Here is a 24,422-nt window from a genome sequence, read left to right as displayed (position 1 = left end):
TCGTGATGAGGAAACACTGGATAGGGTTGCTGGCCGCCTCCACTTTGTTGGTGCCATGCGTCGGCTTTTCGCAGGATTCCGCAGCCCTGCTGACGCAGGCGGCCGGTTCCTTCCGGCTGGTCGACGACGCGATGACGGCTGCTGCGTCCGGACAGGCCGAAACTCCGGCTGCTGCAAGTAGCGATCAGGCGGTAAAGGCGGTGGCGGATGGCAAGGACAGTCCCGATGAGGTCGAACTGGCCGCACTCTATTATTATGCCGAACAGAAGCAGGATGACCGGGTTGCCGCCGAGGCTGCGCGGCTGAGGCTCAAGTTCCCGCAGTTCGAAATGCCGCACGATCTGTTCCTGCCGCAATCGGCACGTGGTGCCGACGAGACCGCACTGTGGCAACTCTACGACAAAAGCGATTTCACCGGTGTCGACGCCGAGATCATCCGCCGCAAGAGCGAGACGCCGGACTGGGCGCCGACCGCCGATTTTGCCGACAAGCTCGCCCGCAAGAAGCAGCGCGTGCTGATGACCGAGGCGGCAAAGGACAAGAACTGGACGGATGTCATCCAGGCCGCAGGCAGCATCGATCCGGCAACGGAAACAGAGCCGGATCTGCTGTGGATGCTGATTGACGCCTATTCCGCTGTTGGCATGAAGCAGCCGTTGGCGGATGTCTATCGCGGTATTCTGCTGCGCGAAGGCGACAAACGCCTGCCCGATACCGTGCTGGTGCCGACGCTGCAAAAGGCCATCCGGGATTTTCCGGCATCCGAGGTTCAGGTTGTCATTCAAAAGCTGGCGGTGACGCCGGCCATGCAGGCAGACCTTCAGCCCGTCGCGTTCGATCTGCTGCGCAAGACGGTCGCCGATTTCAATGCCGATGCAAAGCAGACGGCGCCCTTGCCCGAAGACGGCTTGGCGCTGCTCAAGGCCTCGGTGCCGCCGAAGCCGGACGATATGGCCTTGCTGGGCTGGTATTATCTCAAGATCAAGCAACCGGCCGTGAGCGCGCAATGGTTCGGCAAGGCGCTGGACCTGCAGGCGGATGCTGCCAATGCCAAGGGGCTTTATCTCAGCCTTGCCGCGCAGGGGCTGGAAGAGCAGGCCTATCAGGTGGCTGCCACCCATCTGCAGGATCTGGCCGGCGATCCGGAATTCCTGATGAACGCGCTGTCGCTGCGTTTCGCCAAACCGGACATGGCCGTGATCGACGAGACGATCGTCGCCTCCTATTCGACGACGATCCTGCAGACGCTGAATGCCGATCATGCCGAGATTCTGGCGTGGTACGCCTATAACTCCAAGCAGTACGAGGCTGCTTCCGCCTGGTTCCAGAAGTCCGTCGACTGGAAGGTGGCACCCGCCCGCGTCAAGGGACTGGCTCTCTCCTATCTGCGTCTGTCGCAGAAGCGGGAATTTGTCGGGCTGCAGGAAAAATACGGCACGGCCTATCCGGATATCTGGAGCGAGATCAAGGCGGCGGCTCCGCCGAAGGGCGAGAAGGCCGCTGCCGTCATCAAGCCGCGCGGCGCGATCCAGGCCAATTACTTCCGCAATTTCCAGGCCAAACGCTACAGCGCCTGCATCAACGATCTGAGCGACCTGCAGGCGAGGGGGCAGCTGTCTCCCGATGCAGCCCAGATCGGCGGCTGGTGCTATCTGGGCTTGAGCCGCTTGTCGGAAGCCCGTGCGTCCTTTGCGCAAGGGCTGAATGCCAGCGGCCAGATCCGCGCTGACGCTGCCTACGGCACGGCATTGACGCTCCTGCGCGGCCGCCTGACCGATGATGCCGAAGCGATCCTTACGGCCTATCCGCTCAATGCCGAACGCGACCGGGAAATCCGCGCGGAAATCTACATCCAGCGAGCACGCGCGTCGTTCGATCAGAAACAATACCAGAATACGCTGGATGCCCTGAATGCGCGCGCCAGTCTGGTGGCCGAGCCGTCCGACCTCAGCCAGCTTCGCGGCTGGGCCTATTATCACCTCGGCAACAGGGTCATGGCCAAGCAGGTGTTCCAGCGCCTGAACGACCACCTCTCCGATGCCGGCGTTCGCCGCGGGCTGATGGTGACGAGCCAGTGGGATACGCGCCGATGAACAGGATTTTCCTTGCTCTCGCGGTGATGATGCCGCTTGCTGCCTGCACGACTGTCGATGATCCCTTCCTGCAGACCGGCGCGCTGAAAGCGAATGGTCCGTCTCTGGCGACCGCCGTTTCTGCGGATTATGCGCTGGCGATTGTGCCGGGGATCGGGGCTGCGTCCGTGCGCCAGACCGTGGGCGAAAACCATGTCGAACAGACGATCCTCTATGCCAATGCCACCGACCTTGCCGGCGAAAACGCCCTGACGGTGACGATCGGCAAGGGGGGCAAGAGCATCCGGCGCGCGCCGTCGCAATCCGAGGTCGAGGCGGAAATGCGGGGTGCCCTTTCCGGCGTGCGCATGCGCGTCAGCCCGGTGATCGGCGACAATGCCTATGGCATTTTCGGTTACGCAACAGGGGCCTTGGGCAAAGGTGGCAGTTGCATCTATGCCTGGCAGCAGGCCAGAAACATCACGCCGGATGGCGGGGTTGGCTCCGGCTACGCGGCCCAGATCCGGCTTCGCTATTGCAATCCATCCATGTCGCAGGATCGCATCGCCGTCCTGATGCAGGGGCTGCGGATCAAACCGGTTTCGTCCCAGACATTCCAGACGCTACGCTTTGCAGCGGGTTCGGGGAAAGTATCTGCTACACCGCTGTATATGCCGCAACCCTCTGTGATGGACGTCGCCGTCATGGCCCCGGTGCGCCCTGTGCCGAAACGCATTGTCATTGCGGAGGCTTCATCTGACGCTGTGAAGAGCGACGAGAAAACGATCGTCGGCGCGGTCAAGGTACCGATGCCGGGGGAAGCAGCCGTTCTTGCCGCCACCGATACGGTTCCCGCCGTCGTCGGGCAGACTGTTTCCGGCAAGGCGATCGTCAAGCCGGCGATCATTTTGGCGCCGGCAGCCGTTGCTTCCGCCACGGAGTAAGTAATCGTCTTCAAAGGAAGATGTGATGTTCCTCGGTGACCAGTTCCTGAAGGAAATCGACGACGGTGCGGACGCGGACGAGTTCGCGGGCGCTCTCGTGATAGGTGGTCCAGTAGCCCCGCCGGATGGTCGTTTCCGGCAGGATGCGGATCAGTTCGGGATATTGCCGGGCGATGTAATTGTGCAGGATGCCGATCCCGGCGCTGGAGCGGACGGCCTCGGTCTGGCCGGTGGCGCTGGAGATTTCGAAGGCGGCGTCCCAGCTGCGCATGATCTCGCCGGTGAAATTGAGCGAGGCGGTGAAGATCAGGTCCTCGACATAGCCGATGCGGCGATGGCTTTTCAGGTCCTCGATCGTTTCGGGCGTGCCGTGGGATGTCAGATAGTCCTGCGAAGCGTAGAGCCCTAGCGTGTAGTCCGTCAGTTTCGATGAGATCAGCCGGCCCTGTTCCGGCCGCTCCAGCGTGATGGCGATATCCGCCTCGCGCTGTGACAGCGAAAAGGAGCGTGGCACCGGCACCAGCTGGATGCGCAGTTCGGGAAAACGCGCCGTCAGCCTGCCGAGCCGCGGGGCAAGGAACGACACGCCGAAACCATCCGGCGCCCCGACGCGCACGGTACCGGCGACCGCCGTATCGATCCGGCCGATCTGCGCCTGCGCTGCCAGCATCTCGGTTTCCATCCGCTCGGCCGCATGCAGGAAGATCTCGCCCTCCGCCGTCAGGTCGCAACCATTGGTGCGGCGGATCAACAGCCGCGTCTTCAACGATTCCTCCAGCGCGGTGACGCGCCGGCTCAGCGTCGCGTGATTGAGGCCCAGCCGCTTGGAGGCGGACAGGATCTGGCCGCTGCGCGCGACCGCCAGGAACATGCGGACGTCATCCCAGTTCATTGGTCGGCATTCCTTACTTGGCGCACAGGACGATCGGGTCCACGTCAACAAGATTGAGCGCCTTCACCATGTCGGCAGTCAGCGTTTTGTATTTGAGGAAGTGCGGTGTCTGGATATGGGCTTCGTAATCCTGCCGGTTGGCATAAACTTCAAGGATGCGAACGTTCTCAGGCGCGCCTTTGACCGTGACGGCATGGAGCATGAGGACACCGGGTTCCTTTGCCACCGAGGCTTCGATCTCCTCCCTCAGCAAAGCGATGTAGTCCCCAATCCGGGCCGGATCGATTTCCAGCTCTGCCATCCTGACCATTCTTTCGGCGTCGGCTTTCATCCGCAGGACCTCCTCGATCTCTTGGCAACATCAATTCTTGCACAACGGTTGCTGAATATCGCGCGTTGATTTGTGGATATTGTAGTGCGACACTCCTGCCATAATCAAGATCAGGAGGATCACCCATGTACGAGATCGGTCATTTCATCGGCGGCAAGCGTGTTGCCGGCACCAGCGGCCGTACCGCCAATGTCTTCAATCCGGCAACCGGCGAAGTTCAGGCGACCGTGGCGCTGGCCAGCGACGCGGAAATGGCGGCAGCCGTTGAAAATGCAAAGGCCGCACAGCCGAAATGGGCAGCCACCAACCCGCAGCGCCGCGCCCGCGTCTTCATGAAGTTTGTTCAGCTCCTGAACGACAACATGGACGAGCTGGCCGAGATGCTGTCGCGCGAGCATGGCAAGACCATTGACGACGCCAAGGGCGACGTCATCCGCGGCCTCGAAGTCTGCGAATTCGTCATCGGCATTCCGCATCTTTCCAAGAGCGAGTTCACCGAAGGTGCCGGCCCGAACATCGACATGTATTCGATCCGCCAGGCCGTCGGCATCGGTGCCGGCATTACCCCGTTCAACTTCCCGGCGATGATCCCGATGTGGATGTTTGCCCCGGCGATCGCCTGCGGCAACGCCTTCATCCTCAAGCCATCCGAGCGCGATCCGTCCGTTCCGATCCGCCTGGCCGAACTGATGATCGAGGCTGGTCTTCCGGCCGGCATCCTCAATGTCGTCAACGGCGATAAGAGCGCGGTCGATGCGATCCTGACGCATCCCGATATTTCCGCCGTCTCCTTCGTCGGCTCGACGCCGATCGCCCGTTATGTCTATGGCACGGCTGCGATGAACGGCAAGCGCGCCCAGTGCTTCGGCGGCGCCAAGAACCACATGATCATCATGCCGGATGCCGATCTCGACCAGGCCGCCAACGCCCTGATGGGGGCCGGCTACGGCTCGGCCGGCGAGCGCTGCATGGCGATCTCGGTTGCCGTTCCCGTCGGCAAGGAAACCGCTGACCGCCTGATCGAAAAGCTCACTCCGATGGTCGAATCCTTGCGCATCGGTCCTTACACCGACGAGAAGGCCGACATGGGCCCGGTCGTTACCAAGGAAGCCAAGGAACGTATTCTCGGCCTGATCAACAAGGGTGTCGAAGAAGGCGCGAACCTCGTCGTCGACGGCCGCGATTTCAAGCTGCAGGGCTATGAAAATGGGCATTTCGTCGGCGGTTGCCTGTTCGACAATGTCACGCCGGACATGGACATCTACAAGCAGGAAATCTTCGGTCCGGTTCTCTCCGTTGTTCGCGCCAAGAACTACGAGGAAGCCCTCGATCTGCCGATGAAGCACGAATACGGCAATGGCGTTGCAATCTACACCCGTGACGGTGACGCAGCCCGCGATTTCGCCAGCCGCATTAACATCGGCATGGTCGGCGTCAACGTTCCGATCCCGGTTCCGCTGGCCTACCACTCGTTCGGCGGCTGGAAGTCCTCGTCCTTCGGCGACCTCAACCAGCATGGCACGGACTCGATCAAGTTCTGGACCAAGACCAAGACGATCACCTCGCGCTGGCCGTCCGGCATCAAGGATGGTGCCGAGTTCGTCATGCCGACGATGAAATAACGTCGCCAGTTTCTGTATCCTCCCTGAATTGGGCCTCCTCGCGGAGGCCCTTTTTTTATGGCAGTCACCTCGGCGCGGTTGACGCGCGGAGGGGGCCGTCTAAGACTTCCGGCGTGGATGAATATCGGGGGCCGAATATCGGGGGATGGCCGGCCGTTTCTTCAAGTGCATCGAATGGATATGGAAGAGGGGCAACTATGAGCATGACCGAAACGGCGCCACTGCCGGCGGCATCACAGGAATTTCACCGGCTGTCGTTTACCGGAAAGGCCACGGAATATTTCGGCATCTGGATCGTCAACATCCTTTTGACGATCATTACGCTCGGCATCTATTCGGCCTGGGCGAAGGTGCGGCGCAACCGCTATTTCTATGGCAACACGATGCTGCTCGGCCGCGCCTTCGAATATCATGCCCGGGGCAAGCAGATCTTCATCGGCCGTCTGATCGTCTTTGCCTATCTCGTCGTCTACAATATTCTGCTGGCGGCATTGCCGATTGCGGGCATCGTTTTGGCCGTTATTCTTTTCTTCTTCTTTCCGTGGCTGATCATGCGCGGTCTGCGCTTCGGTGCCCGGGTGACAAGCTATCGCAACGTTCGCTTCGATTTCGTCGGCAAGATGGGCGGCGCCTTTATCGCTTTTATGGCCGGTCCGGTGATGGCCGTTCTGTCGCTCGGCATTCTCGCGCCGCTCGCCAGCCGCTGGATGTATCGCTATATGGGCAACAATCTGCGCTATGGCGGCCGGGCATTCACAACGGATCCAGCGTTGGGACCAATCTACAAGACCTGGTTCTTTTCGGCACTGATTGTCATTCTCGGATTGCTGATCATTGTTGTCGCAGCATTTGCCAATCTGTCCCTGATCATCGCGCTGATCGACAATCCGGAGGCGATCCCGCCTGAGCTCAGGACATCCTTGGTCTTCCTGGGAGTATTCGGTTATCTGGCCGTGCTGCTTTCCTTCGGCATCGCCGCGCTGTTCTACCGCGCCGGCGTGCGCAACATTGCCTGGTCGTCGGCGCACTTCGATGGCAAACACGCATTGAAGAGCGACCTGCCGCGGTTCGGCTATGTCTGGATCGCGGTGTCGAATGTGATCGTCACAGTCTTGACGCTTGGCCTGATGCGCCCCTGGGCGGCGGTTCGCATGGCACGGTATGTCTATGAGCATACGGCCGTCCGCTTTGACGGCGATGTCGGGGAAATTCTTGCGACGGTTCAGCAGGAGGGCTCAGCCGTCGGCGCGGAGTTCATGGAATTCGAGGGCTTCGATTTTGGCTTCTGACGAAAAGCCGATTTGCCGTGGCGACTGGCATCCGCGCGATTCCAGCCGCTCGGTTGCGGCGCGCCTCGTCGAAAGGGATGGGCGGATTGAGGCCGTCGCCGAAGATGGCGCGGCGCTCGCATCGGCCGTCTTCTCCGCTCTCGATATATCGGCGCGGGTCGGCTCGATCCCGCGCCGCATCACGTTTCCCGATGGTTCGCTGTTCGAAACCACGGACAACGATGCGATCGACAGCTTTCAAAGCGCCAACGGGCGCAAGAGGGCAGGGTTTGTCCACAGCCTCGAGCGGTTTCATCCGCGCCTGCTGGTCTTCGTCGCGGCGGTTTTCCTGCTGTCCGGCCTAGTCTACCGGTTTGCGCTGCCGGTGCTGGTCGAGATTGCCGTCGCCGTCACCCCTCCGGTGGTGCCGAAGCTGATGTCGATCAGCACGCTGGAAACGCTGGACCGCACCGTGCTTGACGAGACGGGGCTGGACGAGGCGCAGACGCGCGCGATTTCCGATGGTTTTGCCCGCATCGCGGCACAGTCTGTCAGCGGTGCCACCGCGTATACGTTGAATTTCCGGAAGGGCGGGGCGATCGGTCCGAACGCCTTTGCGCTGCCGGACGGTACGCTGATCATCACCGATGAACTGGTCGAACTCGCCGGCGGCGATACCGAGATGCTGATCGGCGTGCTGGCGCACGAGATCGGCCATGTCGAGCTGGAGCACAGCCTGCGGCAGATCTATCGCGCCGCCGGCATGGCTGGTCTGATCATGCTGATTGCCGGTGACGTGGGCGACAGTGTCGAGGATCTGCTGGTCCAGGGCGGCGGGCTTGCTGCACTCTCCTATTCCAGATCGGCGGAAAGCGCTGCCGACCGGCGTTCGGTCGAGTTGATGGAAAAGGCCGGATACGATCCTGCCGCCATTGCGCGTTTCTTTGAGGCTATCGAGAAAAAGCTCGGCGATACATCGGGCACGTCTATTTTTTCCACGCATCCGGGGACCCCGGAGCGCAAGACGGCGATTCTCGAATACGAAGCGGAGCTGCGCCAGAAGCAGGCGCCGAATAACTAGAGCATCGACCGCAGACTATAACATGACTTGTGATTTCAACTTTTTCCCGTTTGAAGGGTAGACAGCCCGCAAGAAGCTGATCATGATCACGTTCAGATGATTTTCTGCTTTTTGGAATTGTTCCAAACTAGGATCCGTCCTATATGGGAAGCAGAATGTGAGGCAGACGGTAGATTCGCCGCATGCCCGCGATTTCTTGAGTGCCGCTATGGCTCATAGGTTCAGCCGAACCGAGGGGCGCCGAAAGTTCGAAGCCTGGAGTAAATAATGCGCCTGACGAAGCAAACGAACTACGCAGTCCGCATGCTCATGTATTGCGCCGCCAATGACGGCCATCTCAGCCGCATCCCGGAAATTGCGAAGGCCTATGGAGTGTCGGAGCTCTTCCTTTTCAAGATCCTGCAGCCGCTCAACAAGGCTGGCCTGGTCGAGACGGTTCGCGGCCGCAATGGTGGCGTGCGCCTGCCCAAGCCGGCAGCCGAGATCAGCCTCTTCGATATCGTCAAGGTTACCGAGGACAGCTTTGCCATGGCGGAGTGCTTCGAGGCTGGCGAGATCGATTGCCCGCTCGTCGACAGCTGTGGTCTGAACTCGGCGTTGCGCAAGGCGCTGAATGCCTTCTTCGAAGTGCTGCAGCAATATTCGATCGACGACCTGGTGAAGGCCCGGCCGCAGATCAACTTCCTGCTTGGCCTCGACCAGATCACGCACCCGAAGACAGCCGCTGCCTGATTTGATCGGCAGCGTGAACATCAGGAGCCCGGTTCGTCCGGGCTTTTTGCTGTCCATGATTTCGTCACATATTCCCGCAGGATGAATTCGATGGCGGTCGGATCGAGCTCCGCCTTGTCGATGCGGAAATCGACGCCGTATTCCTCGAAGGTCTGGAAATAGGGATCGGCGAGCGATGCGGAAATCACCCCGATCGGGCCGATGAAACCGTGTTGGCGCAGGGCGGGCACGGTTTCGCGAAAATCCGCGTGGGGCTGCAGGCGATTGTCCATCAGCACCATGGAAACCGGTTTTCCGGATGTGATGAAATCGAGCGCGGCATCGATCGTTTCACAGTAGTGCAGATGGATATCGGCGCTTGAGACCTTTTTCATCACGCTGCGCATGATCAGGTTCTCGGCCGGGTCGTCGTCAACGAGCAGGATGTGGATGGGCTGCGTCATGACCCGCCTGTTCCGTCTGGTGGACTGGCTGCCGATGACGGCGCGGAGCTGCGCCGGGCCATGGCGATCGGTTTCGGCTCGGGTGTCATTGTATGATCTGCTCCCGTATCGCCTTGGCCACCATCTGGGTTCTGTTGACGACGTCGAGCTTCTTCAGGATGGTCGCGGTGTGCGAGTTGACCGTGTGCTCGGAGACGGAGACGATCAGCGCGATCTCGCTTGCGGTTTTGCCGTGTGAGATCCAGCGCAATATTTCCGTCTCTCGCGGCGTCAGACCCAGCCCCGCCTTGTTGGACAGGACCAGCCGGTAGAAATAATCGAAAGCACAAACGGCATCGTAGCAGAGCGCGAAATGCGCCGGCTGATCCATGTCCTCGCCGTCGCCCAGAAACAGCACGGCATAACGCGCGCCAGTGATGCCGGTCACCGGCACGCACACCAGCATCTCGAAGCCCAGCTGATCGAGAAGATTGCCGCCATTGCCGAGATGCGGATCGTCGGCCTTCCAGATGGAGGGAATGGATGAGGTGTGGAGGCTTTTGAAAACGACGGAATCGCCAAAACGATGACGCTTGTCGTATTCTTCCGCCAATCCGGAGGGGAGGTCGTGCAGGGCCAGCCGGTTCGTCAGCATGCAGGCATCGCCCTCGTTTCCGAGTTGCAGGATGCCGAAATGGTCGAAACCATAGCGGAGCGCCATCATATGGAAAATTCGAAAGAAATCGACCCGATTGAGAGCTTTCTCCAAATCGCTGTCGGATTGGTATCGCCGGTGGTTTTTCAGAAGAGTTGCCACGACGCGGCCGTCCCCCAGGTATCCCGCGACCACCAGTTTAACGTGCGATTCGCCATAAGCAACCGGCATCTCAACCGGAAAGGGGGATTGCCGGCAGTTTTGAACTGCTGAATTCGAGCCGGGAAGGGGGTGGCGAGAGGGAGGACCGCTTACAACCACTTTCATCTATCCCCGCCTGGCAGATAAAAGCCTGACAGTCCTCCCCGCCCCGCACATGGCTTATGCCACGGCACGCAACCTGCCGCTATCCGTGCAATTTGGGATTGACTTTTTGCGTGCGCGCGAAGTGATTCGATTGACGGCTTTCGAGGGAGAAAGTCGTGGATAGCGCCGCCTCCGTCGCATTCGGAGAATTTTTCCAATTGGACAAATTTTTTGGGATGCTTATTGCAATGCCGTCGCAAATGTCGTTCCATCCGGCCTTGACCGGAAACAATGGCTTCTGCGTCAGAAAAATACGAGAACAAGAACAAAGCTGGGAAGCAAACTCATGAAAAAGCTCTCTACTCTCCTTGCTGCAACCGCGATCGCCACTTTGATGGCCGGTTCTGCATGGTCGAAGACATTGGTTTATTGCTCCGAAGCCTCACCGGAAGGTTTCGACCCGGGCCTCTACACGGGTGGCCAGACATTCGATGCTTCGTCGCGCACGGTGTACAACCGGCTCGTCGAATTCAAGCATGGCGGGACGGAACTCGAGCCTGGCCTCGCGGAAAGCTATGAAGTTTCCGCTGACGGCACCGAATACACCTTCAAGCTGCGCCCGGGCGTCAAGTTCCAGACCACCGACTATTTCACACCGACGCGCGACTTCAACGCCGACGACGTGATCTTCTCGTTCGAGCGCCAGTACAAGGCTGACAATCCCTGGAACAAGTATGTTGCCGGCGCCTCCTGGGAATATTTCTCCGGCATGGGCTTCCCGGACCTGATCCAGTCGATCACCAAGGTCGACGACCTGACCGTCAAGTTCAAGCTGAAGCAGGCTGAAGCGCCGTTCATCGCCAACCTCGGCATGGATTTCGCCTCGATCCTCTCGAAGGAATATGCCGACAAGCTTGCTGCCGATGGCAAGATGGAGCTGATGAACCAGCAGCCGCTCGGCACCGGTCCGTTCACCTTCGTCGCCTACCAGACGGACGCCGCGATTCGCTACAAGGCCAACCCGGACTACTGGGCCGGCAAGGAAAAGATCGACGACCTCGTCTTCGCCATCACCACCGATGCCGCAATCCGCGCGCAGAAGCTGAAGGCCGGCGAATGCCATGTCATGGCCTATCCGAACGCAGCCGACGTTGCCGAGTTGAAGAAGGACGAGAACCTGACGATTCTCGAGCAGGAAGGCCTCAACGTCTCCTACCTCGCCTACAACACGCTGGTTGCTCCGTTCGACAAGGTTGAAGTCCGCAAGGCGCTCAACATGGCCGTCAACAAGCAGGCCATCGTCGATGCCGTGTTCCAGGGAGCCGCAACGGTTGCCAAGAACCCGATCCCGCCGACGATGTGGTCGTATAACGACAAGGTCGAGGACGACAAGTACGATCCGGCAGCGGCCAAGAAGATGCTTGAAGACGCTGGCGTCAAGGATCTCAAGATGAAGATCTGGGCCATGCCGGTTGCCCGTCCGTACATGCTGAACGCCCGCCGCGCGGCAGAACTGATGCAGGCCGATCTGGCCGCCATCGGTGTAACGGTGGAAATCGTCTCCTACGAATGGGCCGAGTACCTGAAGCTTTCGTCCGCCAAGGACCGCGACGGCGCGGCCATCCTCGGCTGGACCGGCGACAATGGCGATCCGGACAACTTCCTCGACACCCTGCTCGGTTGCGACGCTGTCGGCGGCAACAACCGCGCTCAGTGGTGCAACAAGGAGTTCGACGATCTGATGACCAAGGCAAAGGCAACTGCCGACGTCGCGGAGCGCACGAAATTCTATGAAGAGGCCCAGGTCATCTTCAAGAAGGAAGCACCGTGGAACACGCTGGACCACTCGCTCGTTTTCGTTCCGCTGAACAAGAAGGTCACCGGCTTCGTCATGGACCCGCTTGGTATTCACCGCTTCAACGGCGTTGATATTGCTGAATAATCCTTCCGTATGACCTATGCCCGCCGCAACCGCGGTGGCGGTTTCCGGCGGCTCGAATTCCTCGAGCCGCCGGTTTTACAATCGGACTAAACGCCCATGTTGCGCTTTATTTTCGGACGGTTGGCCGTCCTCATCCCCACTTTCATCGGGGTTTCCATTATCGCCTTCTCGTTCATCCGCCTGTTGCCCGGTGATCCGGTCATGCTGATGTCGGGCGAACGCGTGATGGCACCCGAGCGTCATGCCCAGATCATGACCGACCTCGGCCTCGACCGGCCGATCTACATTCAGTATTTCGACTATCTCGTGAACCTGCTGCACGGCGATTTCGGAAGCTCGATCGTGACCAAACGGGCCGTGCTGACCGATTTCCTGCAATTGTTTCCGGCAACCGTCGAGCTGTCGCTCTGTGCCATCATTCTGGCCGTCGCCCTCGGGGTTCCGGCCGGCGTTCTGGCGGCCGTCAAGCGCGGCACCTGGCTTGACCAGTCGCTGATGGGAACGGCGCTGATCGGTTACTCCATGCCGATCTTCTGGTGGGGCCTGCTGCTCGTCATCTTCTTTTCCGGCTATCTCGGCTGGACGCCCGTCTCGGGCCGCATCTCGCTGATGTATTTCTTCCCGCAGGTCACCGGCTTCATGCTGATCGACAGCCTGATCTCGGGGCAGGCGGGCGCTTTCAAGTCGGCGGTCACCTATCTGATCCTGCCGACAATCGTGCTGGCGACCATTCCGCTCGCCGTGATTGCCCGCCAGACACGCTCCGCCATGCTGGAAGTGCTCGGCGAGGACTATGTCCGCACCGCTCGCTCGAAGGGCCTGTCGCCGTTTAGGGTGATCGGCGTGCATGCGCTGCGCAACGCGCTGATCCCGGTCATCACCACCATCGGGCTTCAGGTCGGGGTGCTGCTTGCCGGAGCGATCCTGACCGAAACGATCTTCTCCTGGCCGGGCATCGGCAAGTGGATGGTCGATTCCGTCTTCAAGCGCGACTATCAGGTCGTGCAGGGCGGGCTGATGCTGATCGCCGCCGTGATCATGATCGTCAACCTCATCGTTGATGTGCTTTACGGCTTCATCAATCCGCGTATCCGGCACTAGGAGGGTCTGATGGCTGTCGCCGAAATCAAAACGATCACGCCGCCGACCGGTCTCGCCGAGTTCTGGTTCTATTTCTCCCGTAACAAGGGCGCGGTGATCGGCCTTGTGATCTTCACGATCATTCTGCTGCTGGCAATCTTTGCGCCGCTCGTCACGCCGCATAGCCCAAGCATCCAGAACCGCGATGTTCTGCTGCTGCCGCCGGCGCTCGCGACCGGTGGGCAATGGACCTATTTTCTGGGCACCGATGCCGTCGGCCGCGATATCCTGTCCCGCCTGATCTATGGCGCGCGTTTCTCGCTGTTCATCGGCCTCGTAGTGGTGACGATCTCGGTCATCTCCGGCGTGCTCGTCGGCCTGATCGCCGGCTATTTCCGTGGCCGCACCGATACGATCATCATGCGCGTCATGGATATCATCCTGGCCTTTCCGTCGCTGCTTCTGGCCCTTGTGCTGGTGGCTGTTCTCGGGCCGGGGCTGGTCAATGCGATGATTGCGATCTCGCTCGTCAACCTGCCGCATTTCGTCCGCCTGACGCGCGCCGCTGTGATGACCGAGCGCACCAAGGATTATGTCATCGCCTCCCGGGTCGCCGGTGCCGGCACCCTGCGCCTGATGTTCCTGACCATCCTGCCCAATTGCCTCGCACCGCTGATCGTCCAGGCAACGCTCGCCTTTTCGGCAGCGATCCTCGATGCGGCCGCCCTCGGGTTTCTCGGTATGGGCGCCCAGCCGCCGACGCCGGAATGGGGCACGATGCTGGCCGAAGCGCGTGAATTCATCCAGCGCGCCTGGTGGGTCGTGACCTTCCCCGGCCTTGCCATTCTCATCACCGTTCTGGCCATCAATCTGATGGGTGACGGCCTGCGCGATGCGCTTGATCCCAAGTTGAAGAGGTCATGATGTCCCTTTTCGAAATCGAAAATCTGGTCGTCGAATTCCAGACGGCTGCCGGTCCCTTCCGGGCCGTCGACGGCGTATCGATGAAAGTTGACGCAGGCGAGGTCCTGGCGATCGTCGGCGAGTCCGGCTCCGGCAAGTCGGTCTCCATGCTGGCCGCCATGGGCCTGTTGCCGTGGACGGCGAAGGTGACCGCCGACAAGCTGCAGTTCAACGGCATCGATCTTCTCGGCCTGTCGCCGTCCGATCGCCGCAAGATCGTCGGCAAGGACATTGCCATGATCTTCCAGGAGCCGGTCGCCAGCCTCAATCCCTGCTTCACGGTGGGATTCCAGATCGAGGAAGTGCTGCGCATTCATCTGGGCCTCGACAAGAAAGCCCGCCGGGCGCGCGCCATCGAGCTGTTCGATCTGGTCGGCATTCCCAACCCGGCCGACCGGCTCGGCCATTTCCCGCACCAGATGTCGGGCGGCCAGTGCCAGCGCGTGATGATCGCGATTGCGCTCTCGTGCAATCCGAAGCTCCTGATCGCCGACGAGCCGACCACCGCGCTCGACGTCACCATCCAGAAACAGATCCTCGATCTGTTGATGCGGCTGCAGGCCGAACATGGCATGGGCCTGATCATCATCACCCACAATATGGGCGTGGTGGCGGAAACAGCCGACCGCGTCATCGTCCAGTACAAGGGCCGCAAGATCGAGGAGGCGGACGTGCTGTCGCTGTTCGAAGCCCCGAAGAGCGAATATACCCGCGCGCTGCTTTCGGCCCTTCCTGACAACGCCACCGGCGACCGTCTGCCGACGATCGCGCAATTCCTCAGCGACGACCAGATCTTTGCAGGAGCTGTTCGATGACCCCCGTTCTCGAAGCCAGAAACCTCGTCCGCGATTATCACATTCCGGGCAGCCTTCTGAAAAAAGGCAAGACCGTTCACGCCGTCAAGGGCGTGAGCTTCTCGGTCGAGCAGGGCAAGACGCTTGCCATCGTCGGTGAAAGCGGTTGCGGAAAGTCGACCCTTGCCCGTATCGTCACCATGATCGACCCGGCAACCTCGGGCGACATGCTGGTCGATGGGGTCAAGGTCGATATCGCCCGGGAGCGGCTGACGCCGGAAATGCGCCAGAAGGTGCAGATCGTTTTCCAGAACCCCTACGGCACGCTCAACCCGCGCAAGAAGATCGGTGAAATCCTCACCGAACCGCTGATCATCAACACGAAGATGAAGGCGGACGACCGGCGCGACAAGGCGATGGCCATGCTGAAGAAGGTCGGACTCGAGGAAAAGCATTACGGCCGCTATCCGCACATGTTTTCCGGCGGCCAGCGCCAGCGTGTGGCGATTGCCCGTGCGCTGATGCTCAACCCGCGGCTCCTGGTGCTGGACGAGCCGGTTTCGGCGCTCGACCTGTCGGTGCAGGCCCAGGTGCTCAACCTGCTCGCCGATCTGCAGGACGAGTTCCAGCTGACCTATGTCTTCATCAGCCATGACCTGTCGGTGGTGCGCTACATCGCCGATGACGTGATGGTGATGTATTACGGCGAGGCCGTCGAATATGGCAGCCGCGAAGAGGTCTTCAGCGATCCCAAGCACAGCTACACCAAGACGCTTTTTGCTGCGACGCCCCGCGCCGATGTCGAAAGCATCAAGGCGCGCCTCGCCCGGAAAAATGCGGCCTGATAGGTGCGCGTTTGTCGCAATGACGGTTTCGCTGATCGGAAATCTGCGATAAAGCGCCAGCGTTACAGCAATTCACATGCGGCCTGCCGCACTTTACGAGGAATATGAAAATGGACATCAAACGCTTCGAAACCGGTCCGCGCATGAGCCAGGCTGTCGTTCACAACGGTACGGTCTATCTCGCAGGCCAGGTTGGTGAGGCTGGCTCCGATGTTGCCGAGCAGACCAAGCAGGCACTCGCATCCGTCGATCGCCTGCTGGCGCAGGCTGGCACCGACAAGTCGCGTATCCTGTCGGCAACCGTCTGGCTGGCCGACATGGTCGACTTCCCGAAGATGAACGCCGTCTGGGATGCCTGGGCCTCGCAGGGCAACACGCCGGCCCGCGCGACCGGCGAAGCCAAGCTGGCAACCCCGGAATACCTCGTCGAAGTCATCGTCATCGCCGCTCTCTGACGACAGCGATGGATTGAGGAAAGGCCGGCGCTTTCAACAGGCGCCGGCTTTTCCGTTTCTGGGCGCCGGTGGCCGATGCGCGCGGTACCGGTCTCGGCATGTCGTGCATCCGTTTGATCGTGCTCCGCCCGGCTTGCGCCGCCGTGGCGATGTTTGGAACCGCAATTCTCAGTCAGCCAATCACCAGCAGCGTCTTGCTGATCGCCTCCATCGCGTTGTGACAGTGATCCGTCGCGATTGGATATTGGATCACCCCGGCCGGTCTCGAATGTTTCTCGATTTTTGAGACGAATGGACGGAACAATCCCGTCAACTCTGCGTTAGTCGATGCATCCTTTCGGGATGTTCTCCAACGCAAAAGGAATGTGCCATGCTATACTGGTTGCCAAGGCTATGCCTGTTCCTGTTCATTGGTGCGGTTGTGGGGCTCGGTATTCTCCCTGCAACGTCGGAAGACATTGCCAATACTTTGATCGTCGTGAGCGTGGGTCTCGGCCTGTTCTCCCTGACACTCCATGTCTTTCCTCCGGAACGATATTGATCTGTCCTGCGAAAAGCAGGTTGCATAACCTTTTTATTTCTGGCGAGCGCTGCACAGCCTGCGGCGCGAGCCATGTATAGAATACGTATAGAAATGGAAATCCGATTTCATTCTGCCTGAAATTGCGTTTCGCCGCGCATGCCCGTCATGTGCCAGCGCCTGTGTTGGTTCTGACGGGCGTTGCCGCCCCGGGAACCATTTCCGTAAGCCGCGAGTTAATAAGCATTATGCCGGCAGGGTCTCGCTCCGGCATTTTCCGTACATTGTTATTCGTCCGCCCGGTGGAGACCGCACGGGAGGGGCCATATGGAGAGACGGAAGATGAGGGCTGCCTTGCCGGGGAGTGGGATTTTCAGGACGCAACAGCAGGCGGAGGCAGAAGCACGGGTGGCCGCAGCGGACATTCCGGAAACCTCGCCGAAAACGGGGCTCGACCTGGTGGTCGCCTGGAGCATCGTCGGAACGTTCGTCATTCTCGCATCAACGGCCATCTATATGATGGAGGCGATCCTGATGCCGGTAACCCTTGCCATCGTCATCGGCATGGTGCTGGGACTTGCCGCCGATCGGCTGGCGCAATTCGGCGTGCCGCCGGTTCTTGGCGGGCTGCTTCTCGCAATCGTTTTTGTTGTCGGTCTCTTCTTCCTGATCAATGCGCTGATCGAGCCTCTGACATCGCTGGCGGGGCAAGCCCCCGGCATGCTGGAACGCGCCATCGCGCGCGTCCTTCCCTATATCCAGCGGTTCGAATGGGCGAAGACGGCGATTGCCGGCACCGATGAAAAAGCCGTGACCGATGTTGCCATCCAGAATGCCGGCGCCATGCTCGGCCTCGTCGCATCGGGGGTCACGCCGGCCTTCGTCCAGACGCTGATTTTCCTCGCGGCACTCGGGCTTTTTCTCGTCGGACGCGCGCACCTGCGCAAGACGATCATCCTTGCCTTTGCGACGCGCGACCGCCGGCTGGCCGCGATCCGCATCATGAACGCCACGGAAAATGCCGTGGGGTTCTATTTTTCGACGGCAAGCATCATTTACATGATCCTCGGCACGATCACGGCGGTGATCGCCTTTGCCGGCGGTTTGACGGCGGCCCCGCTCTGGGGGCTGTTCGCCTTCGTGTCCAGCTTCATCCCCTATCTTGGCGTCACGGTCATGACGGTCGCACTTCTGTGCGGGGGGCTGATGACCCATGATGCCCTGCTGCTGGCGATCGTGCCCGCTGCGGCATTCTTCGTGCTGCATCTGGTGATGGAAAACCTGGTAACACCGGCGATCCTCGGTCACCGGCTGGAGATCAATCCGTTCCTGATCTTCCTGGCGATCATCTTCTGGACCTGGATGTGGGGCGCCGTCGGCGCCATGCTGGCCCTGCCGCTAGCCCTGATCGCGATGACCATCTTCAACGAGGTCCGCACCCACCCGCCGGAACGGCAATTGCCGGGCTGAGAAAAGGAGGGCTGGTTCGATGCCTTTGCGATCGACCGGCCAGCACCCGCCGGATGAGCCGTCAGGGTTTTCCGGCGCGGGCGTTCTCGTCGAAGAACAGGGCCTGGCTGATCAGCGCCTTGACCATCTCCGGATTGAACGGTTTCGTCACCAGAAAGGCCGGTTCGGGTTTCGTCCCCGTCAGCAGCCGTTCCGGGAAGGCGGTGATGAAGATCACCGGGATCGTCGCGCTTTTCAGGATCTCGTTGACCGCGTCGATGCCCGAGCTGCCGTCGGCAAGTTGAATATCGGCAAGGATCATCTTCGGCGCGGTCTTCTCAAACAGCGTGATGGCCTCGCCGTAGGTTCTGGCCACGCCTGCGACCTTGTGGCCGAGGCTGGTCACCATATCCTCGATATCCATGGCGATCAGCGGTTCATCCTCGATGATCAGGATTTCGGTGGCGACCTGTTTCGAGATGTCTTCGGAAGCTTCGCGCAGCAGCACGGCGGCTTCGACATCGGTGACGCCGAGAATTTCGGCCGCCTCGTCCGGCGTGAAGCCTTCGACCGCGACCAGCAGAAAAGCCTTGCGGGCTGCCGGCGGGATCACCGAAAGGTTTGCCGCCGCCCGCGCTTCCCAGCTGAAGGGCGACGTGGTGTCGGGCAGATCGATGGTGAGCGTATCGAACAGCGTGCAAAACAGCTTGAAAAGATTGACCCGGTCGTTGGCGCCTTGCGGAAAAAGCGTGATATCGGCGATCAACGCTTCCAGCACGGCGGCGACATAGGCGTCACCTGACGCTTGCGATCCGGTCACCGCACGGGAGAAGCGCCGCAGATAGGGAAGATGGGCTGCGATCCGCATGGAAAGTGACATTTGGGACTTCCTTCAGTATGATGGCGCCGAAATTTGCCGGTGCCCGACGCTATCGCGAGTCGAAACATGGCATTGGTTTGAACATGTTTTATGGTCTATGGGAAGTTTCTCGGCGGAACGAATTTTGAGCGGGCGAAAGCGAAACCGTTGAAAGTTCGGAATATCGCAACGTTTTAAGTGTATCAAAAGGACGCGTGGAAGCGTCGCGGCGTGGCGATCGCTGCCGCGGGGTCAGGAGTGAAACTGTCTATGAGCGACATCCCGGAAAATCAGCGGCGCGCCGGTGTGGCGCGCAGGGCAGGTGATGGCATCACGGACCCCAACAACCAGATCGCTTCCAAACTGAAAGCGCTCTACAGCGCCGTCGAGCAGGAACCCATTCCTGATATGTTTCTCGATCTTCTCGAAAAGCTCGACAAGGCCGAACAGGTCGGCAAGCCTCAGATCTGAGCATCATCATCACGCATCCATAAAGACGTGAAAAACGGGCCGAGGCCCGTTTTCCTTGTTATGCGTTGCCGTTGCCGGCCGATCAGCAGGCTGCGGTATAGCGGCGGCCGTAGCGATCGCGGTAGTAGCACTGGCCAGGCTCGCTGGCATTGCCGATCAGGGCGCCGGCGACACCACCGACGGCGGCACCGACAGCGGCGCCGCGGACATTACCAGTCGCCACCCCACCGATGATCGCACCGGATGCTGCGCCGATACCGGCCCCTTTTTCCGTCTGGGAGCAGGCTGCGAGCGGAAGAATAAGCAGTGCTGCGAGGAGGATCTTTTTCATGTCTGGTTCCTTTTCGAGGGACGTGGATGGTCTGGTGGTAAAAGTGGAGGGCCGCTCAGATGCGGCCCATCAGGACGAGGACGAGGAGGATCACGACGACCAGCCCGAGCCCGCCCGAAGGTCCATAGCCCCAGTTGCGGCTGTGGCCCCAGCTCGGGAGCGCACCGACCAGCAACAGGACGAGAACAATCAGGAGAATGGTACCGATCATGATATTTCCTCTTCGGGGGAAGGCCTCTAGCAGGCCACGGGGGTCTGCTGCGGTAACGTCTGTCACGCAATTTTGTTCCAGCGGAGGCAGCTCCCTCTTAAAGCCCGAGCGGTACGGCATTCGCAAAGGGTTCGGCCCGGGTTTCCTTGAGAAAAGCGTTCCTGCGGTCGGCGGTCAGGGGGCCGAACAGCAGGAAGGCACCGATCAACCGGTCGACCTTGTCGCGGGCCTCGGCCATGGGCAGGTGGCCGACCTTGTCGAGGATGACGGTCTGCGCGCGCGGCAGCCGTCCTGAGAGATGGATCTGGTGCGACGGCGGAACGATGGCATCGCGCGCGCCGATGATGTTGAGGATGGGGACGTCGATCAAGGGCAGTTCGTCGATGACCGATGTCTGTGACATCCAGAAGACGAAGGCGGCGATTTCGGCGGCCCGTGATTTCAGCAGGTGCTCGCGAACCTGTTCCATGGCCGCGATCGTTTCGTTCGTCTCCCAGCCGACAGTCTTGTCGAACACGCATTCGAGCGCGCCCCATCGGAAGGTTTCGCGTGTGGCGATCCAGCGGGTGAAAAGCCGGATGAAAAGGTGCCGGCCGAGCAGCGGAAGACGCAGGATGCGGGCCGCCAGCCGCTCCTGTCCCTCAAACCGTCCGCAGGCGAACGCCCCCATCAGAATGACGTTGCTGACGAGATCGGGCCGGTGGCGGGCCAGCAGCAGCGAGACGAAGCCGCCGGTCGAATGACCGATCAAGGTTACCGGCTCGCCATCGAAATCGCGTTCGATCGCCGCGGCATAGGCATTGACGATATCCGCAGTGTTCAGCCCGCGGGAAAGGCCATCCAGCGCCCACGGATTGTGGCCGGGCAGCGGATAGGCGGCAGCGCGCCCTTCGCGCACGATGCCCGGGGTAAAGCAGCTCCAGAACGCCGGTGCCATGACCATGCCGTGGATGAGCACGGTCTTCATGCCGGGATCCTGAGAAAGCCAATGGGGAGGGGGAGGACACAACATTGCCGGCATTCCTTTGATGCGCGTCACCAAGCATGCCTTTGGGAGTTTGGTTGTCTGGGGCAGGCGCGGCCGGTGCGGTCGCGGGTATCCGGGTTCACCAAGTCACGCCAGGCATTCCTTGACGCGCTGTCAGAACGCGATCCGGTGAAAAAGGTTCCCCCAGGGCAACGCTAGAAAAGAGCAACGATGGAACTTCTTGAGCCCCATCGCCGTTGTCTTGGCACGTGAATCTTTGTGCAAGGAGCACGATGATGGAACATATCGCCGCAATCATGATGCTTGTCGGATGCGCCCAGGGCAATATCGAATGCAAGGAATTGCCGGCGCCGGCCGTCGGTTTCGAAACCGCCGAGGAATGCCGGCAGCTGCTGCAGCCGTCGATCAATGATGCCAGAGGCCATTACAGGATCGTCTACGGCACATGCACTGAGATCGATCCGGCCCTGTATCTCGAGGATGCGACCATAACCTGGGATATCACGCCGTCCGACCAGCTGGACGTTCAGGTCACCTTCGATGACCCGGCACTGCCGGTCGTCGTCGCCCAACAGTCCGGTCACAAGGCTGCCTTGAGCAATTGATCGCCGCCCTGGCGAGGTGCATTCAGCGTTTTTACACAGCCCGTCCGGCTGCCGTTTCGGTGCCCGGCCTGAAGCATTGCCGATAAAATTCGGAACAAAAACAGGGGGGCTCCGTTTCCCAAAGGCAATCACGGCCGGCAGAACGCCGGCTTTTCCGCTGTAATGGCGTTATCCAGACTTGCATGAAGGAATACACAATGATCCGCACCCTCTTGGCGACGACAGCGCTTGCCGCGCTTCTGGCCTCCGGCGTTCCAACACCCAGTGCATGGGCGCAGGAGGCCGCCACAAAGGCCGATCCGGCCAAGGCTGCAAGCAGCAATTCGGATCCCTCCAAGCAAGGTCCGGCCGGCTATTCTTCGGCGGCGCCCGAGCAGGTTCTGGCGACGTCGGTTCTCGGGAAAACCGTTTACACCGGGGTCGATGAGCAGGGCGAGGCGATCGGCGATGTCAACGATGTCGTCATCAACGCCAATGGCGGGGCGGAGGCTCTTGTGATCGGCGTCGGCGGCTTCCTTGGCATGGGCGAAAAGGATGTGGCGATCAACTTCGATCGGGTTTCCTGGTCGGATAGGGACGGCCAGCGCATCATCGTCGTTTCCGCCACCAAGGAAGAACTCCAGGCCGCCCCCGAATTCGAGCGGACAGCCATCATGGATGGTGTCGCGGCGACGGTGCCGGAGGATAAAAATGCAGCAGCCCCCTCGGCGGCACCGGTCATAACCGATGAGGCGGCGGAGGCGACAGCGCCCGCCATCGGCACGACCCCCGAGATGACCGATCCGGATATCAAGCCTCCGGTGGATCCCGGCGTGACGGCCGCAACGCCTCCTGATGAAATGCAGCCGGTCGATCCGGCCCTGATCAGTGCCGACAAGCTGATCGGCACGGATGTGAAGGTTGCCGACGATACCAAGGTCGGTGAAATCGGCGACGTCATCCTCAGCAAGGACGGCAAGGTCGAGGCCTATGTCATCGATGTCGGCGGTTTCCTCGGCATCGGGCAGAAGCCGGTTGCCATGAGTGCCGAAAGCGTTGAGGTGATGGCGGATGCGAGCGGCACGATGACCATCTACTCGCCGTTCACCAAGGCGCAACTGGAAAGTCAGGCGGCCTATGACGCGGAGGCCTACAAGGCCAATCCGCGTGGCGTCATTCTGGCCACTCCGGCAAACTAGACCGTTTTTGAAAAACCGGCGCCGAAACAGCGCCGGTTTTTTATGACCTTAATCGGTCTTGCCGGCTGGAAAGCGGGCACAAAAAAAGCGGCTCGGGCCGCTGTTTTTTTGTTCTGCAAGAGTGGGATATGCTCAACGGCGGCCAGGGCCACCGGACGATTTTTCCGTCGCATCCAGTTCGGACAGCAGGTCGGAAAAAGCCTCTTCCGTTGCTGCTGCGCCTTCCGCAAAGTACAGATCGCGCAATGTCCTGCCGATGTGCAGGTTCTTGTCGCGCATCTGGCTCGGCTGGCGGACTACCGTTGCTGCGGACTTCCATAGGTTTGTTGTCGATACGGTCATTTTACTATCTCGCATGAGGTATGTGCCTTCACAACGTTCCCCGGCTTGTTAATGTTCCGCGAGATACGTGGCTTATCCGTGTCAAATCGGGGCAATCTTTCGGCCCGTGGTTAATGAATGGTTTCGTGCGCGGTGGGGTGCCGCAGAGCGCCTTTTTCCGGAACAAAGTTTCTCTTTCAGAGTTTATCCAGCAAAGGAACAAACAAAGGAGAATTTCCGATGCTGTACTACGCTCTCGTCTTCCTCGTTGTCGCCATCATCGCCGGCGTTCTGGGTTTTGGCGGTATTGCCGGCGCTTCTGCGGGTATTGCGCAGATCCTGTTCTTCCTGTTCCTCGCCTTCCTGATTATCTCGCTGGTGGCCGGCCTGATGCGCAGGACCTGATCCCATCCCCAATACGGTGATTGAAAGGGAGTGTTGCGAAAGCAGCGCTCCCTTTTTCGATGTCAAATTTCCAGCAGCGCCGCAATTGGCGCCGCCTTGCCGAACGGGATCGGCTTGGCTATGCATGACCGGAGTATCTCGCAACCGCACACTCCGGAGCCGCGCGAAGCATGAAGTCGCTGGAACTCATCGTTGAACGGATCATCCTGTCGAGCCGCTGGCTCCTGGTGGTCTTCTATCTCGGGCTGGTCGCAGCGCTTGCGCTCTACGCCGTTTCCTTCATCTACAAGTTCTACAAGGTGGCGATCATGGTCTTCACCTATGACGAGGCCGATATGATCCTCGCCATGCTGAGCCTGATCGACGCGGCCCTTGTCGCCAGCCTGATCGTCATGGTGATGATCTCCGGCTACGAGAATTTCGTCAGCCGCTTCGACGAGGCAGACGCCGAGGTCTCGTTTCTCGGCAAGCTCGATTCCGGCAGTCTGAAGATCAAGGTGGCCTCATCGATCGTGGCGATCTCGTCCATTCATCTGTTGCAGATTTTCCTGAATACCCAGCAATATACCAGCGAGCAGCTGATGTGGGCGACGATCATGCACATCGCGTTTGTGGTTTCCGCGCTGATGCTCGGGTTCCTTGAGCAGATCATGAACAGACTGAAGAAATAGACAGACAGA

The 24,422-nt window shown here is 60.2% G+C and carries 29 protein-coding genes; 20 read left to right on the top strand and 9 right to left on the bottom strand.

What is annotated here, in order from left to right:
• The first annotated feature begins 2 nt into the window (after positions 1-2).
• Together ADU59_RS25450 and bcsN are read left to right on the top strand one after the other, a co-directional pair.
• Positions 3-2,093: a bacterial transcriptional activator domain-containing protein gene (locus tag ADU59_RS25450; protein WP_139093224.1), complete on the top strand. Its 2,091-nt coding sequence runs from the start codon at positions 3-5 to the stop codon at positions 2,091-2,093.
• Complete coding sequence (gene bcsN, locus ADU59_RS25445; protein ID WP_068957902.1) at positions 2,090-3,016, top strand: cellulose biosynthesis protein BcsN; 927 nt, start codon at positions 2,090-2,092, stop codon at positions 3,014-3,016. The genes ADU59_RS25450 and bcsN overlap by 4 nt, the downstream gene beginning before the upstream one ends.
• A 10-nt stretch (positions 3,017-3,026) precedes the next feature.
• Here the strand turns inward: bcsN and ADU59_RS25440 are convergent, their stop codons facing one another.
• On the bottom strand, positions 3,027-3,908 hold the full coding sequence (locus ADU59_RS25440) for a LysR family transcriptional regulator (RefSeq protein ID WP_068957899.1): 882 nt from the start codon (positions 3,906-3,908) through the stop codon (positions 3,027-3,029).
• Between the two features lie 13 nt (positions 3,909-3,921).
• The gene (locus ADU59_RS25435; protein ID WP_068957897.1) at positions 3,922-4,239 is read right to left on the bottom strand and encodes a putative quinol monooxygenase; all 318 of its coding nucleotides are present in this window, start codon (positions 4,237-4,239) and stop codon (positions 3,922-3,924) included.
• Positions 4,240-4,364: 125 nt separating this feature from the next.
• On the opposite strand from ADU59_RS25435, the gene ADU59_RS25430 reads away from it, so the two are divergent.
• The 4 genes from ADU59_RS25430 (at position 4,365) to rirA (ending at position 8,942) form a co-directional block, all read left to right on the top strand.
• A complete protein-coding gene (locus ADU59_RS25430; RefSeq protein ID WP_068957895.1) occupies positions 4,365-5,861 on the top strand; it encodes a CoA-acylating methylmalonate-semialdehyde dehydrogenase in 1,497 nt (498 codons plus the stop codon).
• A 197-nt stretch (positions 5,862-6,058) separates the two neighbouring features.
• Positions 6,059-7,150 (top strand): YjgN family protein, encoded by a 1,092-nt coding sequence (locus tag ADU59_RS25425; RefSeq protein ID WP_068957893.1) that lies wholly within the window; start codon positions 6,059-6,061, stop codon positions 7,148-7,150.
• Positions 7,140-8,210 (top strand): M48 family metallopeptidase, encoded by a 1,071-nt coding sequence (locus tag ADU59_RS25420; protein ID WP_068957891.1) that lies wholly within the window; start codon positions 7,140-7,142, stop codon positions 8,208-8,210. Before ADU59_RS25425 ends, ADU59_RS25420 begins: the two co-directional genes overlap by 11 nt.
• A 267-nt stretch (positions 8,211-8,477) precedes the next feature.
• Positions 8,478-8,942 (top strand): iron-responsive transcriptional regulator RirA, encoded by a 465-nt coding sequence (gene rirA / locus ADU59_RS25415; protein WP_068957889.1) that lies wholly within the window; start codon positions 8,478-8,480, stop codon positions 8,940-8,942.
• Between the two features lie 20 nt (positions 8,943-8,962).
• On the opposite strand, the gene ADU59_RS25410 is transcribed toward rirA, so the two are convergent.
• Together ADU59_RS25410 and ADU59_RS25405 are read right to left on the bottom strand one after the other, a co-directional pair.
• Positions 8,963-9,385: a response regulator gene (locus tag ADU59_RS25410; RefSeq protein WP_083198418.1), complete on the bottom strand. Its 423-nt coding sequence runs from the start codon at positions 9,383-9,385 to the stop codon at positions 8,963-8,965.
• Positions 9,386-9,470: 85 nt separating this feature from the next.
• Positions 9,471-10,088 (bottom strand): helix-turn-helix domain-containing protein, encoded by a 618-nt coding sequence (locus ADU59_RS25405; protein ID WP_158515767.1) that lies wholly within the window; start codon positions 10,086-10,088, stop codon positions 9,471-9,473.
• A 413-nt stretch (positions 10,089-10,501) separates the two neighbouring features.
• Here ADU59_RS25405 and ADU59_RS30745 point away from each other — a divergent pair, with 413 nt between their 5' ends.
• The 9 genes from ADU59_RS30745 to ADU59_RS25370 all read left to right on the top strand — a co-directional run bounded on the left by ADU59_RS30745 (position 10,502) and on the right by ADU59_RS25370 (position 18,394).
• Positions 10,502-10,675: a hypothetical protein gene (locus tag ADU59_RS30745; protein ID WP_158515766.1), complete on the top strand. Its 174-nt coding sequence runs from the start codon at positions 10,502-10,504 to the stop codon at positions 10,673-10,675.
• Positions 10,672-12,267 carry an ABC transporter substrate-binding protein gene (locus ADU59_RS25400; protein ID WP_068957883.1) on the top strand — a complete coding sequence of 532 codons (1,596 nt, stop codon included), beginning with the start codon at positions 10,672-10,674 and terminating at the stop codon, positions 12,265-12,267. The genes ADU59_RS30745 and ADU59_RS25400 overlap by 4 nt, the downstream gene beginning before the upstream one ends.
• A 96-nt stretch (positions 12,268-12,363) precedes the next feature.
• Positions 12,364-13,368: an ABC transporter permease subunit gene (locus tag ADU59_RS25395; protein ID WP_068957880.1), complete on the top strand. Its 1,005-nt coding sequence runs from the start codon at positions 12,364-12,366 to the stop codon at positions 13,366-13,368.
• A gap of 9 nt (positions 13,369-13,377) precedes the next feature.
• Positions 13,378-14,271, top strand: coding sequence for an ABC transporter permease subunit (locus ADU59_RS25390; RefSeq protein ID WP_068957878.1), 894 nt, complete (start codon positions 13,378-13,380; stop codon positions 14,269-14,271).
• Positions 14,271-15,125, top strand: a complete 855-nt coding sequence (locus tag ADU59_RS25385) for an ABC transporter ATP-binding protein (RefSeq protein WP_083198426.1) — start codon at positions 14,271-14,273, stop codon at positions 15,123-15,125. Before ADU59_RS25390 ends, ADU59_RS25385 begins: the two co-directional genes overlap by 1 nt.
• On the top strand, positions 15,122-15,949 hold the full coding sequence (locus tag ADU59_RS25380) for a dipeptide ABC transporter ATP-binding protein (protein WP_068957876.1): 828 nt from the start codon (positions 15,122-15,124) through the stop codon (positions 15,947-15,949). The genes ADU59_RS25385 and ADU59_RS25380 overlap by 4 nt, the downstream gene beginning before the upstream one ends.
• Before the next feature lie 110 nt (positions 15,950-16,059).
• Positions 16,060-16,404 carry a RidA family protein gene (locus ADU59_RS25375; RefSeq protein ID WP_068957874.1) on the top strand — a complete coding sequence of 115 codons (345 nt, stop codon included), beginning with the start codon at positions 16,060-16,062 and terminating at the stop codon, positions 16,402-16,404.
• A gap of 370 nt (positions 16,405-16,774) precedes the next feature.
• A complete protein-coding gene (locus ADU59_RS30955; protein ID WP_099050934.1) occupies positions 16,775-16,945 on the top strand; it encodes a hypothetical protein in 171 nt (56 codons plus the stop codon).
• Between the two features lie 321 nt (positions 16,946-17,266).
• Positions 17,267-18,394 (top strand): AI-2E family transporter, encoded by a 1,128-nt coding sequence (locus ADU59_RS25370; RefSeq protein ID WP_068957872.1) that lies wholly within the window; start codon positions 17,267-17,269, stop codon positions 18,392-18,394.
• Between the two features lie 61 nt (positions 18,395-18,455).
• Here the strand turns inward: ADU59_RS25370 and ADU59_RS25365 are convergent, their stop codons facing one another.
• On the bottom strand, positions 18,456-19,253 hold the full coding sequence (locus ADU59_RS25365; protein WP_068957870.1) for a response regulator: 798 nt from the start codon (positions 19,251-19,253) through the stop codon (positions 18,456-18,458).
• A gap of 249 nt (positions 19,254-19,502) precedes the next feature.
• Between ADU59_RS25365 and ADU59_RS25360 the strand changes: the two genes are divergently transcribed.
• The gene (locus ADU59_RS25360; protein WP_068957868.1) at positions 19,503-19,703 is read left to right on the top strand and encodes a NepR family anti-sigma factor; all 201 of its coding nucleotides are present in this window, start codon (positions 19,503-19,505) and stop codon (positions 19,701-19,703) included.
• An 82-nt stretch (positions 19,704-19,785) separates the two neighbouring features.
• On the opposite strand, the gene ADU59_RS25355 is transcribed toward ADU59_RS25360, so the two are convergent.
• The 3 genes from ADU59_RS25355 to ADU59_RS25345 all read right to left on the bottom strand — a co-directional run bounded on the left by ADU59_RS25355 (position 19,786) and on the right by ADU59_RS25345 (position 21,212).
• Entirely contained in the window at positions 19,786-20,034 is a 249-nt protein-coding gene (locus tag ADU59_RS25355; protein ID WP_068957866.1) for a YMGG-like glycine zipper-containing protein, read from the bottom strand.
• Positions 20,035-20,089: 55 nt separating this feature from the next.
• Entirely contained in the window at positions 20,090-20,245 is a 156-nt protein-coding gene (locus ADU59_RS25350) for a DUF3309 family protein (protein ID WP_068957864.1), read from the bottom strand.
• 97 nt (positions 20,246-20,342) lie between these two features.
• Positions 20,343-21,212 (bottom strand): alpha/beta fold hydrolase, encoded by an 870-nt coding sequence (locus ADU59_RS25345; protein WP_068957862.1) that lies wholly within the window; start codon positions 21,210-21,212, stop codon positions 20,343-20,345.
• 296 nt (positions 21,213-21,508) lie between these two features.
• On the opposite strand from ADU59_RS25345, the gene ADU59_RS25340 reads away from it, so the two are divergent.
• Both ADU59_RS25340 and ADU59_RS25335 read left to right on the top strand, forming a co-directional pair.
• Positions 21,509-21,838: a hypothetical protein gene (locus ADU59_RS25340; RefSeq protein WP_068957860.1), complete on the top strand. Its 330-nt coding sequence runs from the start codon at positions 21,509-21,511 to the stop codon at positions 21,836-21,838.
• A gap of 197 nt (positions 21,839-22,035) precedes the next feature.
• Positions 22,036-23,016, top strand: a complete 981-nt coding sequence (locus ADU59_RS25335) for a PRC-barrel domain-containing protein (protein WP_158515765.1) — start codon at positions 22,036-22,038, stop codon at positions 23,014-23,016.
• Positions 23,017-23,148: 132 nt separating this feature from the next.
• On the opposite strand, the gene ADU59_RS30430 is transcribed toward ADU59_RS25335, so the two are convergent.
• A complete protein-coding gene (locus ADU59_RS30430; RefSeq protein WP_139093222.1) occupies positions 23,149-23,358 on the bottom strand; it encodes a hypothetical protein in 210 nt (69 codons plus the stop codon).
• 219 nt (positions 23,359-23,577) lie between these two features.
• Here ADU59_RS30430 and ADU59_RS25330 point away from each other — a divergent pair, with 219 nt between their 5' ends.
• Both ADU59_RS25330 and ADU59_RS25325 read left to right on the top strand, forming a co-directional pair.
• Complete coding sequence (locus tag ADU59_RS25330; protein WP_037119568.1) at positions 23,578-23,742, top strand: DUF1328 domain-containing protein; 165 nt, start codon at positions 23,578-23,580, stop codon at positions 23,740-23,742.
• A gap of 170 nt (positions 23,743-23,912) precedes the next feature.
• On the top strand, positions 23,913-24,413 hold the full coding sequence (locus tag ADU59_RS25325) for a TIGR00645 family protein (protein ID WP_083198414.1): 501 nt from the start codon (positions 23,913-23,915) through the stop codon (positions 24,411-24,413).
• Positions 24,414-24,422: the final 9 nt, after the last annotated feature.

This window comes from Pararhizobium polonicum (assembly GCF_001687365.1).
In the GTDB taxonomy this organism is placed as follows: Bacteria; Pseudomonadota; Alphaproteobacteria; order Rhizobiales; family Rhizobiaceae; genus Pararhizobium; species Pararhizobium polonicum.
This window is presented reverse-complemented; position numbering and strand designations above follow the sequence as displayed.